The following is a 17,902-nucleotide window of genomic DNA, read 5'->3' on the forward strand; positions in this document are numbered from 1 at the left end:
TAGGAAGGTATGAAGCCATGGCAGCACTTAGCCCTATCCTCAAGCAGGCAACTCCCGTAGTCGTCGACTACGCACTCGGGAGCTGGATCCACGCGACCGACGGCAAGAAGTACCTCGATTTCACCACGGGAATTGGTGTCACCAGCACTGGCCATTGCCACCCTGATGTGGTGGCCGCAGCCCGCGATCAGGTGGGCAAGATTGTCCACGCCCAGTACACGACTGTGATGCACAAGCCCCTTCTGGAATTGACGGAACTCCTTAGCAGCGTCCTGCCCGAAGGATTGGACAGTGTCTTCTACGCGACTTCCGGATCAGAAGCCGTGGAAGCATCCATCCGTTTGGCCCGCATGGCAACCGGCCGCCCCAACATCATCTCCTTCCAGGGAGGCTTTCACGGGCGGACGGTGGCTGCGGCGTCCCTGACCACCGCCGGAACCAAGTTCCGCTCAGGATTCTCCCCCCTGATGGGCGGCGTGCACGTAGCTCCCTTCCCGCATTGGTACCGGTACGGATGGGATGAAGCCACGGCTGTCGAGTTTGCCCTGAAGGAACTGGACCACCTCCTTCTGACTATCAGCACCCCGGCTGACACGGCTGGCTTCATCATCGAACCCGTCCTCGGTGACGGCGGATACATCCCCACGCCTGTTGCCTTCCTCCAAGGACTTCGGGAACGGGCAGACCGGCACGGCATCGTGCTCATCCTCGATGAAGTCCAGGCCGGCGTCGGCCGGACGGGCAAGTTCTGGGGGCACGACTGGGCCGGGATACGGCCCGACGTGGTCATCACCGCAAAGGGCCTCGCAAGCGGCTTCCCGATTTCGGCAATTGCCGCGTCGGCGGATTTGATGGGCAAGGCCTGGCCTGGTTCCCAAGGTGGTACCTACGGTGGAAACGCCGTCGCAGCAGCAGCCAGTGTCGCCACCTTGGGTGTCATTCAGCGGGAAAACTTGGTGGAAAATGCCTTGCTGCGAGGCGACGAACTGAGGGCAGGGCTGGACGCGCTGCAGGCAGAATTCCCGGGAATCGGCAACGTGCGCGGACGCGGCCTCATGCAGGGTGTCGAATTCACCGCCGAAGGCAACACTCCAGACGCGGCAACCGCACTCGCGGTCCAGCAGGCTGCCATCAAGGAAGAGCTCCTGCTGCTCACCTGCGGCCCGCATGGCAACGTCATTCGTCTCATCCCCGCGCTGAACGTCAGCAGCGATGAAATCCAGGCAGGCCTGTCCAAGTTCACGCAGGCGCTCAAGTCGGCCACTTCCTAGTTCCCCTGATCACTGAAAGAGCGAATATGAACCCCTCATTTGATCCCACCACTCTCCAAACGGATTTGTTCATTGACGGAAAATGGCAAAGCGCCACTGACGGCGCCACCTTCCCGGTAGAGAATCCCGCCACGAACGAAGTCATTGCCCACGTCGCCGACGGCGGTCCTGAAGACGCCGCCTTGGCCATCGAGGCCGCAGGTCGCGCGCAAGCCGAGTGGAGCAAGTCCACGCCGCGTCAACGGGCCGATATCCTGCGACGCGCCTTCGATCTGGTCGTTGCCAACACCGACCGGCTCGCGGCGATCATGACCGCCGAAATGGGAAAGCCCCTCGCCGAGGCAAAGGGCGAAGTAGCCTATGGCGCCGAGTTCCTTCGCTGGTTCTCGGAAGAGGCCGTAAGGATCGGCGGCGACAGCACCACCTCCGTGGACGGAAATACGCGCATCCTCATCACCAAGGAACCAGTCGGTCCGTCGGTATTGGTCACGCCTTGGAACTTCCCGCTCGCCATGGGAGCGCGCAAGATCGCCCCCGCAGTCGCCGCGGGGTGCACCATGGTGTTCAAGCCGGCCGAGCTGACGCCGTTGACCTCCTTGGCTTTGGTTGCCATCTTCAAGGAAGCCGGACTTCCCGACGGCGTGCTGAACGTCGTGACGACGTCGAGCGCTTCCGGCGTGGTACGGACCTGGACGGACAGCGGCATCGCCCGCAAGATCAGCTTCACCGGCTCCACCGAGGTGGGCAAAATCCTCTTGCGGCAAGCCGCTGACAACGTCATGCGCTCTTCCATGGAACTCGGCGGGAACGCACCGTTCATCGTGCTCGCCGATGCCGACATCGAGAAGGCCGTGGATGGGGCCATGAAGGCAAAGATGCGAAACATGGGCGAAGCCTGCACGGCCGCAAACCGCTTCTTTGTCCATCGCTCCGTCGCGGAGGAGTTTGGCGAGAAGTTCTCCAAAAAGATGTCAGAATTGCAGGTGGGCAACGGCGCTTTGGCAGGCACGGAAGTGGGTCCGCTCATCGAACAAGCCGGGTTGGACAAAGTGGAGTCTCTTGTTGCCGACGCTGTTTCCAAGGGTGCACGGGTGCTGACTGGCGGAAGCCGCCCGGAAGGTCCCGGCTACTTCTACTTCCCCACTGTCCTGACGGATGTGGCGCTGGAATCCGAGCTGATGACTACGGAGATATTCGGACCGGTAGCAGCCATCACTCCCTTCGACAGTGAGGACGAAGTACTGCGCATGGCCAACGACACCGCATGGGGCCTGGTGGGCTACGTGTTCACCGAAAGCATGGACAAGGCCATGCGGTTCTCAGCGGAACTGGAGGTCGGAATGGTCGGCCTCAACACCGGCATAGTGTCAAATCCCGCCGCTCCATTCGGAGGCGTCAAGCAGTCGGGCTTGGGACGTGAAGGCGGAAAGATCGGTATCGAAGAATTCCTGGAATACAAGTACACCGCGATAGCGGTCTAATAGATTCAATTTGGCGAAGTATGAAATGAGGGGATGTCAATGGCGGCACCGGAGGGAATGTTCGTATTGGAGGGCCGGCCCACGGCGCAGCTGATCGCTGACCAACTCCGAGAGCTCATCGTCCAAGGGGCTTTCAAGCCTGGTCAGCAGGTGAACGAATCTGCCCTGGCTAGCCAGCTCAACACGTCAAGGGGGCCACTCAGGGAAGCTCTGCAACGCCTGTGCCAGGAAGGCATCCTGGTCAGCAAGCGTAACCGCGGCGTTTTCGTGCTGGAGCTTTCAAACGAAGACATCAAAGAGATCTACGCCGTACGCGAGGCAGTGGAGCTGGCCGCCGCCAACACTCTCCTCGACTCTGGTCCCGACCAGATCATGGATACCTGCCGAGAGCTCAAAGGCATCATCAAGAACATGGCAAAGCAGGTTGCGGCGTCGGACTGGCAGGCGATCGCCAGGCTCGACATGCAATTCCACACCGCTTTCGTTTCAGGCACGGGGAATACTCGGCTGATCCGGATTTACGAGACACTCGCCGCGGAGTCCCGTATGTGTATCCTCAGCCTGGAAGTCGCATATCCCCGCATAGACGTGCTCGTACAGGAACACCAAGACATCCTGGACCTTCTTGAGGCGCGCGACCAGAGCGGACTTCAACAAGCCATCAAGCGACACATGCAGAAAGCAGTCGAGGACCTCACATCGACACGGCAGCCAAGTGGCGCTACAGCCTAAATCTTGCTAATTCCACACGCACTACGGGCCCGGTTCAAAGTCAACCGGGCCCGTATGAGCAGGACGCAGGCTCCGTGGACTGTGCCGGCGCTACTGACTCGCCTGGAGCCAGGTCAGTTCCGAGCCGTCGCCCTCGATGAGGCTCGCGAGTTCTTCGTTGAATTTGCGTCCGTAGGGGGCGCCGATGTGCTCCTCGAAAGCGGCCTGGTCGCAGTAGACCTCGAAGACGAAGTACTCGTTGGGCCGGGATTCCCTGGTGTAGGGCCAGAAGACCACGTTTCCCGGCTCGGCGCGGACGTGTTCGGTGAGCTCGCGCATCATTTCCGCGACCCTGGCTTCACAGCCGGGCTTGACAGTGAATTCTTGCGTACAACGTTTTGGTCATGTCGACTCTCTTCGGTTTGTGGTTGTTGTTTTGTCTGATCCGGCAATCAGTCCGACGGCAGGAGTTCGCCCGAGCCGCGCACGATCAGCTCCGAGGGGACAACCCAGGTGCTGGGCTGGCTTTGGTCGCCGTCGATCCTGGCCAGGAGCCTTTCGGCGGCGAGTTTTCCGATGCGATCGGGGTTCTGCGCGATCACCGTGATGCCCTGATCCATCATGTCCGCGAGGGCGAAGTCGTCGAAACCGACCAAGGCCACTTTGTGGCTCGCGCCCGATTCCTTCAGTGCCCTCATGGCGCCGAACTGGCCGTCATCACCTCGGGTTCTTCCGGCTCCCTGCTCTCCACCGCCGCCACGCAACTGAGCATCCCCGCAGTCGCAACACAAGTGGCCGATACCATCGGCGCCGGCGACTCCTACATGTCCGCACTGATCCACGGGCTCCTGAACCGCACCGGCGAAGGCCTCGCCCCGTCCGTGCTCGAAACGATAGGCCGAAGCGCCTCAATGGCGGCAGCGATTACCTGAGTCGTCCCGGCGCCAACCCGCCCACCGGGGAGGAGCTCGACGTGGAACTCACCCAGCGGCGATCCGGTGATCCCTCCGCGCCCGTAGCCCAAACTGCCTGAGCACCTCTGTACCCGGAGATCCTGGGCAGGCACGGCTGATGCGTCCTTGTGCGACGCCGATGGCGACGGGATCCCGGACGGGTCGAGGTCATGACCTGCAGCACGAGCGCGTGCGGGCACTCGCACCGAAGCTGATCGGAGCCCCCTGTCGGATTCGAACCGACGACCCCCGCTTTACAAGAGCGGTGCTCTGGCCAACTGAGCTAAGGAGGCGCGCCCCGGCAAGCCGGAGCTGGTTGCCCCGGCGGACCGGGACTGGTACCCCGGCGAACCGGAGCTGGTGCGCGCGAGCGCTAGATAAGGTTAGCCCACGACCTCCCGCCCACGGAAATTCCAGCGGACGGGAGGCCTAGGCCAAGGGAACTACTTCTTTGCTGCGATAGCCGCATTCAGGACGGTCATGAAGTCCGACTTGTTGTCCCACTGCTGGCCGTCGATGAAGACCGTGGGCGTGCCGGAGATCCCGATGTTCTTGGCCTCCTGCGTGACCACCTTGACGAACGGCCGGTACGTCTTGTTGTCGATGCAAGAGTCGATGTTGGCCGATCCCGCTTGGGTGGCCAACTTCTTGAGGTCGTTGTCGGAAATGCCTGCGCTGCCCTCGGCGGGCTGCTGTGCGTACAGCAGATCCACGAGTGCCGAGTACTTGTCCGGCGACGTGTTCGCCACGCACGCTGCGGCGTTGGCGGCGCGGGAGGAGTAGTTGGTGCTGGAGCTGGCGTCCAGGAAGCCGAACGGACGGTACTCCAGGGTGATCTTGCCGTCGTCCCGCAACTGGGTCAGCTGCTGGCTGTACGTGCTCTCGAAGTTCTTGCAGATGGGGCAGATGAAGTCGATGTACGCCACAACCTTGACGGGCTTGCCGGCTTCAGCCTCGGCGCCGGGAGCGGTCACCGTGGCGGGCGGGGTGGCCGGGGCGGACGGCAGGGACGCCAGGCTGACGGTACCGGCGGCCACCTTCGCCACATCCGTGCCCTTCCGCAGCGTCACGCCGCCGTGCGCGTTGGCGTTGGCCGGCGTCGGGCCCTGATCGGCGATCGGGGCGTTGTTCACAATGTTCTGGGTGAACACGAGGGCAATGACGGCGAGGATCGCCACAACGGCAACCACAATGCCCCATCCGATGAGCAACTTATTGCGCTTGTCCTTCTTCAGCTGAGCTTCGCGGATCTCGCGGGCCTTTTCGCGGGCCTGGGCGGTGCGCTCTGCCTTGGACAGGCGTGGTTCGTTTGCGGGGCTCATCAGTTCCTCGTGATTTATCGACGGCGTTGGTTTTTAGCTAGGGCAACGGTGCCAGTTTACGGGAGAAGACCGGCAGCTTTGCTGGGGTCTTCGACTCCAGTCTGAGGAACGAGCAAGTGTCCTCGATGATTCCCGCCGGTAGGGTGGGAGATGAGTCACAGGCAACCCCAGGGGGCAGCAATGCAACAAACGGCAAGCGAAAAAACCGACAGCGCACCCGAAGGCAATCAGGCTCCAAGGGCCCGGAAACACGATTTCATGGTGGTCTCCAACCGCCTTCCGGTAGACCGTTACACCAGCGATGACGCGGAAAACGGCGAGGAAGGCTGGCGCCGCTCTCCGGGCGGCCTGGTGACTGCCCTCGCGCCGATGATGACCAAGACCGACGGCGCGTGGGTGGGCTGGCACGGCGCGCCGGACGAAGCGTTGGAACCCTTCAGCCACGGCGGCATGGACCTGATTCCCGTGGAACTCAGCACGCGCGATGTTGAGCTCTATTACGAAGGGTTCTCCAACGCCACTCTCTGGCCGCTTTACCACGACGTCATTGCCCCGCCCGAGTTCCACCGCACCTGGTGGGACAGCTACCGCCGGGTCAACCAGCGCTTCGCCGACGCCGTCGTCCAGCACGCAGACCACGGAGCCACCGTGTGGGTGCAGGATTACCAACTCCAGCTCGTGCCGAGCATGCTCCGCCGGGCGCGCCCGGACCTGCGCATCGGCTTCTTCAACCACATCCCGTTCCCGCCGCCGGAGATCTTCGCCCAGTTGCCATGGCGCCAGGCCATCATCGAAGGCCTGCTCGGCGCCGACCTGGTGGGTTTCCAGCGCCCCAGCGACGCGGCAAACTTCATGCGCTCGGCACGCCGCTTTATTGGTGCAAGCGTCAAGCAGCAGCAAGTCCACGTCAAGGGAGCGGATGGGCAGATCACCCATATTGCCCGCGCACAGGCATTCCCGATCTCCATCGCCGTGGATCAAATCAGCGAGCTCGCGGAGCGCCCGGACATCATCGAACGTTCCCGGCAGATCCGCCAGGACCTCGGTAACCCCAAAACCATCCTCCTGGGCGTGGACCGCCTCGACTACACCAAGGGCATCCCCCACCGCCTGAAGGCCTTTGAGGAACTCCTCAAAGAGGGACGGCTCACGGTGGAGGACGCCACACTGATCCAGGTTGCGAGCCCCAGCCGCGAGCGCGTGCGGCAGTACCGGCTCCTGCGGGAAGAGATTGAAGGCACCGTAGGCCACATCAACGGCAGCTTCGACACCATGCAGAACACCGCCGTCCGCTACCTCCACCACAGCTACCCGGTCGAGGAAATGGTCGCGCTGTACCTCGCGGCCGACGTCATGCTGGTGACGGCATTGCGTGACGGCATGAACCTCGTGGCCAAGGAATATGTCACAGCCCGGACCAACAACACGGGCGCCTTGGTCCTCAGTGAATTCACCGGCGCGGCCGATCAACTCAAGCAAGCCCTCCTCATGAATCCGCACGACATCGACGGACTGAAGAACACCATCATGAGGGCCGTGAACCTGCCCCCGAATGAATCACGCCGCCGAATGAAGTCCATGCGCAAGCAAATCCTCGACCACGACGTCGATCATTGGTCGGCCGAATTCCTCTCGGCCCTGGCAGAAACCGTGGTGCGCGATGACTCCTGAGACAGCAGCCACTCCCCCGCTGAGCCTGACGCCCGAACTGCTCGACGCCGTCCGCAGGATCGCGCGAACCGACCACCTTTTGGTGGCGATGGACTTTGACGGCACCATCTCCCCGATCGTGGACCACGCCGACGCCGCGCGGCCGCTCCAGCGCTCAGCCACTGCTTTCGCTGAACTCGCCAAACTCCCGAGGACGACGACGGCGCTCATCTCCGGGCGGGCACTGGCCAGCCTGCGGGCGGTCGCCTCCCCTCCCGAGGCAACGCTGCTGATCGGCAGCCATGGCGCGGAGGCCTGGATGGGCCCCGGTTCGGCGGAACTCCAACTGGACGACGCCCAACGGGAGCTCCTTGCCGAAGTCCGCGAGGTCTTGGCCGGAATCTCGCAGGAAGCTCCGGGGACAGTCCTCGAAGACAAGCCTGCCGGCGTCGTACTCCATACGCGCCGAGCCGACGATGACGTAGCGGAGGACGCCGTCGCCGCTGCGCGCGCAGTCCTTGAAGGTCGCCCGGGAGTCTTCCTCAAGAACGGCAAACGTGTCCTCGAGACCTCGGTGGTGCATTCCTCCAAGGGCGAGGCGGTCGAGTTCCTGCGCCAGGCAACCTCTGCTACCGGGATCCTTTTCGCGGGCGACGATGTGACGGACGAGGACGCGATCGCCAGACTCGGCGCCGGGGATGTCGGGGTGAAAGTCGGGCTGGATTTCACCCAGGCCGAGTTCCGCGTCGAGGCCCCTGTCCACGTCGCCGAGCTCCTGGAAGCGGTCCTTCGCGAACGTCGCCGCGAGGTCTCGGGAGACTCATCTCACATGTGACGTTCGTAACATTTAGGCGAATAACCCGGGCTGCTGCCATACTCTTGGTTGTGATGTGGCGCACAACTACCGTGCGGCGTCACTCAGTCTCCCTTGCCCGGGCCCAGCCCAGGGCGGGGAGTCCAACTGAATAAACATGAACCATTCACAACGGATCGTCCGGCACGTACCTGCCGGTGAAGGGATTGATAACTGTGGCAACAGTTACTTTTGATAACGCTACGCGTCTGTACCCGGGCACAGATAAGCCCGCCGTCGATAAGCTCAACATCGACATCGCCGATGGCGAATTCCTGGTCCTCGTTGGACCCTCCGGTTGCGGTAAGTCCACCTCCCTGCGCATGCTCGCAGGCCTCGAGGATGTGAACTCCGGCCGCATTCTGATCGGCGACCGCGACGTCACGGACGTCCCGCCGAAAGACCGCGACATCGCAATGGTCTTCCAGAACTACGCTCTGTACCCGCACATGACCGTTGCGGACAACATGGGCTTCGCACTCAAGATCGCCGGCGTTTCCAAGGAAGAGCGTGCCGAGCGTGTCCGCGAAGCAGCCAAGCTTCTTGACCTTGAGCAGTACCTGGACCGCAAGCCGAAGGCCCTCTCCGGTGGCCAGCGTCAGCGTGTTGCCATGGGCCGCGCAATCGTCCGTAACCCGCAGGTCTTCCTCATGGATGAGCCGCTTTCCAACTTGGACGCCAAGCTCCGCGTGCAGACCCGCACGCAGATCGCATCCCTGACCCGCCGACTCGGCGTCACCACCGTCTACGTGACCCACGACCAGGTCGAGGCCATGACCATGGGTGACCGCGTTGCCGTCCTCAAGGACGGACTGCTGCAGCAGGTGGACACCCCGCGCAACCTGTACGACCGCCCGAAGAACGTCTTCGTGGCCGGCTTCATCGGTTCCCCAGCCATGAACCTGCTGGAACTGCCGGTCGTCGACGGCGGCGTCCAGTTCGGTGGCACGGTTTACCCGGTACCGCACGATGTCCTCGAAGAGGCACACGGCAAGACCGTCACGCTCGGTTCCCGTCCGGAAGACCTCGAGACCGTTGGCGCCGGCGAGGGCCTCGAAGTTGAGGTCGACGTCGTCGAAGAGCTCGGCGCCGATGCCTACGTCTACGGCCACACCACGCTTGACGGCAAGAGCCACGACATCGTGGCCCGCGTCGACGGCCGCCGTCCCCCGATGAAGGGCGAGTCCATCTTCGTCCGTCCGCAGTCGGGCCACGTGCACTTGTTCGACACCAAGTCGGGCCTGCGCCTGGGCGACTGACACCCACACCGCATTACCGACGGCGGCCCTTCCGAGTGGACGGGCCGCCGTCGTCGTTAACAACAGCCTCCATACGGAAGAATTGACCCATGACCGAGCAAAGCGGTGCCAAGTGGCATGACGAACCCACCGACTACGCGCAGATCGGCAAACTCCCGCGCACCGAGGCTGCGAGCGCCAATGACGCGGCACCGCCGGCAAGTGTCATCGGATCCCTCAACATCACCGCAGCGGCGGCGGATCCCGAGCTCCTGGACCTCCCCTGGCACATCGCACTCGAAGACTGGCCCGCGGCGAACCTGGCCGCCCTGCCCCGCGGCATCTCCCGGCACATCGTGCGTTTTGCGCACCTGGCCGGCTCCGTCATCGCCATCAAGGAAACGTCCGAGCACGTTGCCCGGCACGAATACCACATGCTCCGCAAGCTGGCACGGATGGATGTGCCTTGCGTCGAGCCGGTCGCGGTCATCACCGGCCGCACCACCGTTGACGGCAAGCCACTGAACCCGGTGCTGGTCACCCGGCACCTCAAGTTCTCCATGCCGTACCGTGCGCTCTTCTCACAGATGCTTCGCCGGGACACCCTGACACGGCTTATCGACGCCCAAGCGCTGCTGCTGGTGCGCCTGCACCTGATCGGCTTTTATTGGGGCGACGTTTCCCTCTCCAACACCTTGTTCCGACGCGACGCCGGGGCGTTCGCCGCGTACTTGGTGGACGCCGAGACCGGCGAGCTGTACCCGGATCTGTCGGTGGGCCAGCGCGAGTACGATCTGGAGATCGCCCGCGTCAACATCGCCGGGGAACTCATGGACTTGCTCGAAGGCGGGCTGATCGAGGAGAAGGTGGACCCGGTAGCGACGTCGGAGCTCATCATGGACTCGTACCGGCGGCTATGGGCCGAACTCACCGAAAAGGAATCGTTCGAGCTCGGCGAACGCTGGCGCGTGGGCGCGCGCATCCGCCGCCTCAACGAACTCGGCTTCGACGTCGAGGAATACGCCATCAAGACCACCGCGGACGGATCCACCATCCAGCTTCAGCCCAAGGTGGTCGACGCCGGCCACCACCAGCGGCGGCTGCTCCGCCTCACTGGCCTGGATGCCCAGGAGAACCAGGCCCGCCGGCTGCTCAATGACATGGATTCATTCCGGGCGGACAACAACCCGGACATGGACGAAGAAATCAGTGCCCACACCTGGGTCAGCCAGATCTTCGAGCCGATCGTCCGTTCCATCCCGCGCGACCTCGCAGGCAAGCTTGAGCCGGCAGAAGTGGTCCACGAAGTCCTCGAACACCGCTGGTACATGAGCCAGAAGCAGGACAGCCACATCCCCTTGGCGGAAGCCGTGCAGTCTTATCTGGACACCATCCTGCGCCACCGGCGTGACGAGGCTGCCATCATGCTCAATCCGGACACGGCGATGCTCAAGATCCTGGAAGCCGAAACCGAGGAATCCCGGTACGACGAGGACGAATACCCGGATTCCGACGACTAACGCAGGGGTTTAGGGCTCCAGCGTCTCCGCGAGTCCCTTGAGCACGGGTTCACGCCCGAGCTCGATATGGGAGTACGCCAGGGTGTAGGCGAGCTCGGCCTTGCCGCCGAGGATGGCGTTGCACAGTTCCATGTGCTCATCGCGCTGGAGTTCGTTGCTGCGGTTGTGGGCGAGCCCGAAGATCCAGCGCATGCGGCCGAACAACGGCTTGACCGACTCGATGAGCAGCCGGTTGCCGGACAGCCGCACGATTTCGGCGTGGAACGCGGCACTGAGGCGCACGACGTCGTCGGTCCGGTCGTCGTCGATCGCTTGCCTCGTGTCGTCGAGGAGTTCCTGCAAACGGCCTCCCGGTTCGCCCGCGGCGACCCGGGAGGCCGCCATGCGGGCGGCGAACGTTTCCAGGCACAGCCGCACGTCGAAGAGTTCATTGACGTCGGTGAGCGTCAATTGCCGCACCACGGCGCCCCGGCGGGGGAAGGTTTCCACGAAGCCATCCTGCTCGAGGCGTTGGATGGCCTCCCGCACGGGGATTCGTGAAACGTTGTAGAGCTCGGAGAGCTCCCGTTCACGCAGCCGCGCGCCCTGTTCGTATCTCCCCGCCACGATTCCCTCAAGGACCAGCTGGTAGACCTGTTCGGCCCGGGCTTCGTCGTCGCGGCCAGTCAGCGTTTCGGGCATCGGCGTCGGCCACCCTTCCCTTCCCCGTCGTCTTACGTTCCACCCGAGCATACACGGGAGGAAACAGAGCTGTTTGGTATTCCAGATAGTGCAATATTTGTGATTTACATCCCATCGAACCTGCTCTAGTCTATTTTTGGTATACAAAAAGTCCGGAGCCTACTCCTTGGATCATGAATCGAGCACCCCCGTTGACCCAGCTACAGTCCACCGCCGAAGCTACGGCTGAGAGTCCATCCCCCAGCACGTCCCCAAGCAGACCCACCGCCGAGGCGCGGTCGCTCCTGGCGACGGCCTGGCTGCGGATCCGCCGGAGCAAGATTGCCCTGTTGAGCCTCTGCGTGGTGGTGGCCATCATGTTGTTCGCCATCCTCGGCCCGCTGCTCAGTGCCATGTCCGGCAACGATCCCTTCACGTCCAACACCAGCCCCGATGTCCTGGACGACCTCCAGACTCCCGGTTTGCCGCTCCCCGGATACATGTACCCTTCGGCCAGCCATTGGCTGGGCGTGGAACCCGGACTGGGCCGTGACCTGTTTGCCCGCCTCGCCTATGGTGGCCAGGTATCCCTCACCATTGCCCTGCTGTCCACTGCGGTCTCGGTGGTCCTGGGAACCGTGATCGGTGCGGCCGCGGGCTACTTCGGCGGCAAAACGGACGCCATCATCAGCCGGATCATGGATCTCTTCCTCGCTTTTCCGCACCTCCTGCTGGTCCTTTCACTGACCCCCATCCTGCAGTCACGGCTGCGGGACACCGCGCTGGGCCAGGGCAGCTTCCTGCCCATGGCTTCGCTCGTCATCATCCTGGGCTTCTTCGGCTGGGCATACCTCGCCCGTATTGTCCGCGGCCAAGTACTGAGCCTCCGCGAGCGCGAGTTCGTCGAGGCCGCGCGGTCCTTCGGCGCCTCGCACCTGAGCGTGTTGTTCCGGCAGATCATTCCCAACGTCATGGGAGTCGTACTGGTCTACGCCACCATGCTCATCCCCACGAACATCTCTGCAGAAGCGGCACTGTCCTTCCTCGGCGTCGGCGTCAAGGACCCCACGCCGTCGTGGGGCCAGATGCTCAACGCCGCCCAATCCGGCAACTGGTACCTCAGCGACCCCTGGTTCCTGGCAGTCCCCGGCGCCATGCTCATCGTCACGGTCCTGGCGTTCAACCTGCTCGGCGACGCCGTGCGGGATGCCCTGGACCCCAAGGCATCCCGCCACTAATCCCCCTTCAAATCCGTTCCACCCACCCAAATGAGGAGCACAATGAATACCCCCACCAGAGCGCTGGCCCTTGCCGTGCTGATCGCCACCGCCGCCACAGGCTGCGCGGCGGGACAGAACCAGCCCGGAACTGCCGCCTCCGGCGCTTCCAGCACCGAGCAGGCTCCCGAAGTGGTCAAGTCCGGTTTCACCACCAAGGGCGGCAACATCAACGTCCTGATGTCCTCGGACTTCCAAACCCTGGACCCGGGCAACAGCAACTACGTCCAGACGGCCAACGTCGGCCAGCTGTACTACAGGAACCTCACCATGGCGAAGGAGACGCCCGGACAGCCGCCCACCATCGTTCCGGACCTCGCCACGGACACGGGCCAGGTGTCCAAAGACGGACTCACCTGGACATTCACCCTCCAGAAGGGCGTCAAGTTCGAAGACGGCCGCCCCATCACCTCCGCCGACGTCAAGTACGGCATCGAACGCACCTTCGCCCAGGACGTCTACACCCAGGCCCCGCAGGAGCTCAACGCGGCGCTCGACGCCGGCGGCTACAAGGGGCCGTACAAGGATCCTTCCGCTGACCTCAAGGCCGTGGAAACTCCGGACGAGCGCACCATCGTCTTCCACTTGAAGAAGCCATTCGCCGAATTCCCGGCGCTGGCCTCCCGTTCCAACACTTCGCCTGTCCCGAAGGACAAGGACACCAAGCTGGACTACACCAACCACCCGGTGTCTACAGGCCCGTACATGGTTGATTCGTACAGTCGCGGAAAGTCGCTCAAACTGGTCCGCAACCCGAACTGGGATCCGTCCACCGACCCCAACCGCACGGCACTTCCGGACACCTTCAGCTTCTCGCTCTCCACTTCGCAGGCCACCATCAGCCAGCAGCTCCTGGCCAACTCCGATCCCAATGCCCTCACGTTGGACTCCAACGGTGCACTGCAGACCTCGGATTCCGCCAAGCTCGCTGATGCCCAGGTCAAGGACCGCGTTGCATCGGGACTGCTCGGCTGCAACGACGTCCTCAGCCTCAACACCGAGAAGATCTCCGATCCCGATGTCCGCAAGGCCATCGCCCTGGCCCTGGACCGCCAGTCCATCCTGGTCCAGTACGGCGGACGCCGCTTCGGCGAACTCACCCAGACCCCGCTCAACGCCAAGATGCGCGGCTACGTAGCCCAGGACCTGGAGATCGACCCCACCGGCAAGCCCAAGCTGGAGGAAGCCAAGAAGCTCCTCGAAGGCAAGAACTACCCCAAGACCCTCACCTACGGGTACGCCAACAACCGCGACGCCTATAAGAACACGGGCACCGTGATCCAGCAAAACCTCAAGGCCCTGGGCATCGACGTCCAGCTCGTGCCGATCCCGGCCCCGAACTACTACTCCGTCCTGGCCAGTGACCAGCTGCCGGACATTGCGCGCTCGGGCTGGTGCGGTGGCGCCGACCCTGCGTCGGTGCGTACGTCCGCCGATCCCATCCTCGGACCGAACAACGACGGCACCAGCTACGGCTTCTCCAACACGTCGCGCTACTTCGATCCGCAGATTTCGAAAGCCATGTTCGAGCTCCGGAACACTTCCGGGACCTCGGAGGAACTCGGCAAGAAATGGTCTGAGGAGTTCGGCAAGGCCCTGAAGACCTACCCGATCATCCCGCTCGTCCGCAGCCACACCAACAGCGTGGTTGGCTCCAATATCCGCAACGCCCAAGTGGGCTACTTCTTCGGCGGCATCGACCTCTCGATCGTCGGCGTCGAGCACTAACCAGGCCAAATACACACAACCGGGCCTGTTCACACCAATCAGGCCAGCCCAGAAGGGAGGCGGGCCGTCCGGCGACTACCGGACGGCCCGCAACCAGCACAATGATCAGATTCATCTTTCGCCGGACAGGCTCCCTGATCCTGCTTCTCGTCGCCGTCAGCTTCATCACCTTCACGCTGTTCCAGCTGGGTCCTGCCGATCCTGCGTCCGCCGCTTGCGGCCAGGAGTGCACTCCAGAACGCATCGCGGAAGCCCGCGTGGCCCTTGGCATGGACCACCCTTTCCTGGTCCAGTACATCGACTACATGCGCGGTCTGGTCTCGCCGCGGATGATCGGTGCTCCCGGAGCGGAATCGATCTGCCAGTGGCCATGCCTCGGCAAATCGTTCCAAACCAATGAAAACGTCTCGGACATCATCGCCCGCTCCTTGCCCTACACGCTCTCCATGGCGGTCGGCGCGCTGGTGCTCTGGACCGTTTCCGGCGTCGGGCTCGGTTTGCTCGCCGCCCTTCGCAAGGGATCCGCCACGGACAAGTTCATCGTCGGCGCAGCGTCCGTTGGAGTCTCGCTGCCCATCCCCGTCACCGGCCTGTTCCTGTTGCTGGTTTTCGTCAACCAGCTGCATCTCCTGCCCTTCACGACGAACGAGATCAACAGCCCCTTCGGTCCGCATGGTCCGGGGGCCTGGGTGCTCAACTACTTCCTGCCGTGGGTCGCCCTCGCGGTGCTTTTCAGCGCGGCGTATATCCGGGTCACCCGGACCAACATGATCGAAACCTTCAGCGAGGACTTCATCCGCACGGCCCGTGCCAAGGGCCTGGCGCCCCGAACAGTGACGTTCAAACACGGTGTCCGGGCCGGGATCACTCCGGTGGTGACCATGCTTGGCCTGGACATCGGGCTTCTCCTCGGCGGCGCGGTCCTCACCGAGCAGATCTTCTCCGTCCCGGGACTCGGTTTCACGGCCGTCCGGGCTGCCATTTCCGGCGACCTCCCCGTCACCATGGCCATCACCATGCTGGCTGCCTTCTTCGTCATCGTCGCGAATGTCGTCGTCGACCTCGCCTACGCTGCCATCGATCCCCGAGTGAGGCTCCAATGACCCAGCTCCAGCCCAGTCCGGCCGGTCAACCGGCCACGCGAACCGCGCATCAGGCCGCGGGAACCGGCCATCAGGCCGCGGAAGCCGCCGCGTTCCTCGACGTCCGGAACCTTTCGGTGAAGTTCCCCACCGACGACGGCCTTGTCTCGGCAGTCAACGGGATGGATTTCTCCTTGGAGCGCGGGCAGACCCTCGGCATCGTCGGAGAGTCAGGGTCCGGCAAGTCGGTCACCAGCCAGGCGCTCATGGGGCTCCTCAAGGGGACCTCAGCCCGGGTCACCGGCCAGGCGTTGTTCCAAGGCAAGGACCTTGTCACACTGCCCGAGTCCGCCATGCGGCAGCTTCGCGGCCGGAACATCGGCATGATCTTCCAGGATCCTCTCTCGGCCCTGCATCCCTTCTACACCGTGGGCCATCAGATCGCCGAGGCCTACCTCGTCCACAACAAAGCAAGCAAGAAGCAAGCCCGCGCGGCCGCCGTCGACATGCTCGGAAGGGTAGGCATTCCGAGCCCCGAGCAGCGCTACGACGAATACCCGCACCATTTCTCCGGAGGCATGCGCCAGCGCGCCATGATTGCCATGGCACTGATCTGCGAACCGGAACTGCTCATCGCGGACGAACCCACCACCGCGCTGGACGTCACCGTGCAGGCACAGATCCTGGACCTCATGTCCGAGCTCCAGCAGGAAACCAACTCGGCCCTGATCCTGATCACCCACGATCTTGGCGTGGTGGCCGAAGTGTGCGATTCCGTGCTGGTCATGTACGGCGGGCAATGCGTCGAATCGGGACCGGTGGACGAGATCTTCTACGACACGCGGCACCCTTACACTCTGGGCCTGCTCAAATCGATGCCCACGCTGAGCAGTAGCTCGGGCAGGCTCAACCCCATTCCGGGCCAGCCGCCGTCGCTCCTTGACCTCCCGAAAGGCTGCATTTTCAGCGCCAGGTGCGAGTACGCGGCCCTTGCCGGCGACGGCGTATGCGCGAGCCAGCGCCCGGAGCTCGTGGTCGAAGACGGCCACGGAAAGCGCTGCCACTTGAGCGGCCCCCAGATCGTCACTATTCGGAATACGCGTTAGGACCCGCCATGGACACGCAGGCAATTCTCCAGGTGGAGAGCCTCCAGAAGCATTTCCCCATCAAAGGCGGTCTGTTCTCCCCCAAGGGTTCCAAGACCGTCAAAGCCGTCGACGGCGTCTCCTTCAGCCTCGCGCGCGGCCAGACGTTGGGACTCGTGGGTGAGTCCGGCTGCGGCAAGTCCACCACCGGGCGCATGATCGCGCGCCTCATGGATCCGACCGGCGGGAGGATCCTGATCGACGGCGTGGACATCAGCCAGCTGGGCGGCCGCGATCTGTACAACTTCCGCCGCAAGGTCCAGATGATCTTCCAGGACCCCTTCGCCTCGCTCAATCCACGGCAAACCGTGGGCACCGCCATCGCCGCACCGATGCTGGCGCAAAAGATCAACCCGGCCGGCGGCCTCAAGAACCGGGTGAAGGAACTCCTCGAGCAGGTGGGCCTCAAACCGGAGCACTACAACCGTTTCCCGCACGAGTTCTCCGGCGGCCAGCGCCAACGGGTGGGCATCGCGCGCGCCATCTCGCTGAACCCCTCGGTGATCGTCTGCGACGAACCCGTATCCGCCCTCGATGTCTCGGTGCAGGCGCAGGTGGTCAACTTGCTCCAGGAGATCCAGCGGGACACCGGAGTGGCATACATCTTCATCGCGCACGATCTTTCCGTGGTCCGCCATATCTCGCATGAGGTGGCGGTGATGTACCTCGGCAAAATCGTGGAGCAAGGAAGCCGGGAGGACTTGTTCCGGGAGCCCCGGCATCCCTATACGCGAGCTCTCCTGTCCGCCGTGCCCCTGCCGGATCCCAGGGCAGCCCGCCAGCAGCAAAAGATCCGGCTCCGGGGAGATCTCCCGTCGCCGGCAAACCCACCCAGCGGCTGCGTCTTCCGCACCCGGTGTCCGTTGTTCGGCACCTTGGGAGCGGAACAGCAGCAACGGTGCATCAGCGAAATCCCCCGACCCGCCAGCGCGACTGCCCCGGCCTGCCACCACGCAGGTCTGGAATCCGCAGCCCTCGCTGGTGTGCAATAGATCCAACATCAAAGGAGCA

Annotated in this window: 17 protein-coding genes and 1 tRNA gene; 13 read left to right on the plus strand and 5 right to left on the minus strand. The window is 63.5% G+C overall.

Translation table 11 applies throughout. The annotated features are described in order from the left end of the window. The first annotated feature begins 17 nt into the window (after window positions 1-17). From VLA65_RS03500 to VLA65_RS03510, 3 genes are read left to right on the plus strand one after another with little or no spacing between them, the layout of a single operon-like run. Window positions 18-1,271, plus strand: coding sequence for an aspartate aminotransferase family protein (locus VLA65_RS03500; RefSeq protein ID WP_284989407.1), 1,254 nt, complete (start codon window positions 18-20; stop codon window positions 1,269-1,271). A 26-nt stretch (window positions 1,272-1,297) separates the two neighbouring features. Then, window positions 1,298-2,752 (plus strand): NAD-dependent succinate-semialdehyde dehydrogenase, encoded by a 1,455-nt coding sequence (locus VLA65_RS03505; RefSeq protein ID WP_332601812.1) that lies wholly within the window; start codon window positions 1,298-1,300, stop codon window positions 2,750-2,752. 39 nt (window positions 2,753-2,791) lie between these two features. Further along, the gene (locus VLA65_RS03510) at window positions 2,792-3,484 is read left to right on the plus strand and encodes a GntR family transcriptional regulator (protein WP_284989405.1); all 693 of its coding nucleotides are present in this window, start codon (window positions 2,792-2,794) and stop codon (window positions 3,482-3,484) included. 90 nt (window positions 3,485-3,574) lie between these two features. On the opposite strand, the gene VLA65_RS03515 is transcribed toward VLA65_RS03510, so the two are convergent. Together VLA65_RS03515 and VLA65_RS03520 are read right to left on the minus strand one after the other, a co-directional pair. Next, window positions 3,575-3,805 (minus strand): putative quinol monooxygenase, encoded by a 231-nt coding sequence (locus VLA65_RS03515; RefSeq protein ID WP_284989404.1) that lies wholly within the window; start codon window positions 3,803-3,805, stop codon window positions 3,575-3,577. A 110-nt stretch (window positions 3,806-3,915) separates the two neighbouring features. Beyond that, a complete protein-coding gene (locus tag VLA65_RS03520) occupies window positions 3,916-4,119 on the minus strand; it encodes a substrate-binding domain-containing protein (RefSeq protein ID WP_284989403.1) in 204 nt (67 codons plus the stop codon). A 9-nt stretch (window positions 4,120-4,128) separates the two neighbouring features. On the opposite strand from VLA65_RS03520, the gene VLA65_RS03525 reads away from it, so the two are divergent. Then, entirely contained in the window at window positions 4,129-4,395 is a 267-nt protein-coding gene (locus VLA65_RS03525) for a PfkB family carbohydrate kinase (RefSeq protein ID WP_306963907.1), read from the plus strand. 240 nt (window positions 4,396-4,635) lie between these two features. Here VLA65_RS03525 and VLA65_RS03530 read toward each other — a convergent pair. Continuing rightward, window positions 4,636-4,709, minus strand: a tRNA-Thr gene (locus tag VLA65_RS03530). 150 nt (window positions 4,710-4,859) lie between these two features. Continuing rightward, entirely contained in the window at window positions 4,860-5,738 is an 879-nt protein-coding gene (locus tag VLA65_RS03535; protein ID WP_332601813.1) for a DsbA family protein, read from the minus strand. 180 nt (window positions 5,739-5,918) lie between these two features. On the opposite strand from VLA65_RS03535, the gene VLA65_RS03540 reads away from it, so the two are divergent. The 4 genes from VLA65_RS03540 to VLA65_RS03555 all read left to right on the plus strand — a co-directional run bounded on the left by VLA65_RS03540 (window position 5,919) and on the right by VLA65_RS03555 (window position 10,999). Next, window positions 5,919-7,409, plus strand: coding sequence for an alpha,alpha-trehalose-phosphate synthase (UDP-forming) (locus VLA65_RS03540; RefSeq protein WP_306963940.1), 1,491 nt, complete (start codon window positions 5,919-5,921; stop codon window positions 7,407-7,409). Then, window positions 7,399-8,223 (plus strand): trehalose-phosphatase, encoded by an 825-nt coding sequence (gene otsB / locus VLA65_RS03545; protein WP_307055246.1) that lies wholly within the window; start codon window positions 7,399-7,401, stop codon window positions 8,221-8,223. Before VLA65_RS03540 ends, otsB begins: the two co-directional genes overlap by 11 nt. A gap of 194 nt (window positions 8,224-8,417) precedes the next feature. Then, window positions 8,418-9,500: an ABC transporter ATP-binding protein gene (locus VLA65_RS03550; protein ID WP_059388327.1), complete on the plus strand. Its 1,083-nt coding sequence runs from the start codon at window positions 8,418-8,420 to the stop codon at window positions 9,498-9,500. Window positions 9,501-9,589: 89 nt separating this feature from the next. Then, complete coding sequence (locus VLA65_RS03555) at window positions 9,590-10,999, plus strand: DUF4032 domain-containing protein (RefSeq protein ID WP_307055248.1); 1,410 nt, start codon at window positions 9,590-9,592, stop codon at window positions 10,997-10,999. Between the two features lie 9 nt (window positions 11,000-11,008). Here VLA65_RS03555 and VLA65_RS03560 read toward each other — a convergent pair whose 3' ends face one another. Next, window positions 11,009-11,680: a GntR family transcriptional regulator gene (locus tag VLA65_RS03560; RefSeq protein WP_307055249.1), complete on the minus strand. Its 672-nt coding sequence runs from the start codon at window positions 11,678-11,680 to the stop codon at window positions 11,009-11,011. A gap of 173 nt (window positions 11,681-11,853) precedes the next feature. Here VLA65_RS03560 and VLA65_RS03565 point away from each other — a divergent pair, with 173 nt between their 5' ends. The 5 genes from VLA65_RS03565 (at window position 11,854) to VLA65_RS03585 (ending at window position 17,883) form a co-directional block, all read left to right on the plus strand. Beyond that, a complete protein-coding gene (locus tag VLA65_RS03565) occupies window positions 11,854-12,897 on the plus strand; it encodes an ABC transporter permease (protein WP_332601814.1) in 1,044 nt (347 codons plus the stop codon). A 42-nt stretch (window positions 12,898-12,939) separates the two neighbouring features. Further along, window positions 12,940-14,664: an ABC transporter substrate-binding protein gene (locus VLA65_RS03570; protein WP_332601815.1), complete on the plus strand. Its 1,725-nt coding sequence runs from the start codon at window positions 12,940-12,942 to the stop codon at window positions 14,662-14,664. A 101-nt stretch (window positions 14,665-14,765) separates the two neighbouring features. Then, entirely contained in the window at window positions 14,766-15,767 is a 1,002-nt protein-coding gene (locus VLA65_RS03575; RefSeq protein WP_332601816.1) for an ABC transporter permease, read from the plus strand. Further along, window positions 15,764-16,852: an ABC transporter ATP-binding protein gene (locus VLA65_RS03580; protein ID WP_332601817.1), complete on the plus strand. Its 1,089-nt coding sequence runs from the start codon at window positions 15,764-15,766 to the stop codon at window positions 16,850-16,852. The genes VLA65_RS03575 and VLA65_RS03580 overlap by 4 nt, the downstream gene beginning before the upstream one ends. Window positions 16,853-16,860: 8 nt before the next feature. Beyond that, window positions 16,861-17,883 (plus strand): ABC transporter ATP-binding protein, encoded by a 1,023-nt coding sequence (locus VLA65_RS03585; RefSeq protein ID WP_332601818.1) that lies wholly within the window; start codon window positions 16,861-16,863, stop codon window positions 17,881-17,883. Window positions 17,884-17,902: the final 19 nt, after the last annotated feature.

The organism is Arthrobacter sp. S2(2024), from assembly GCF_036662515.1.
Taxonomy (GTDB): Bacteria; Actinomycetota; Actinomycetes; order Actinomycetales; family Micrococcaceae; genus Arthrobacter.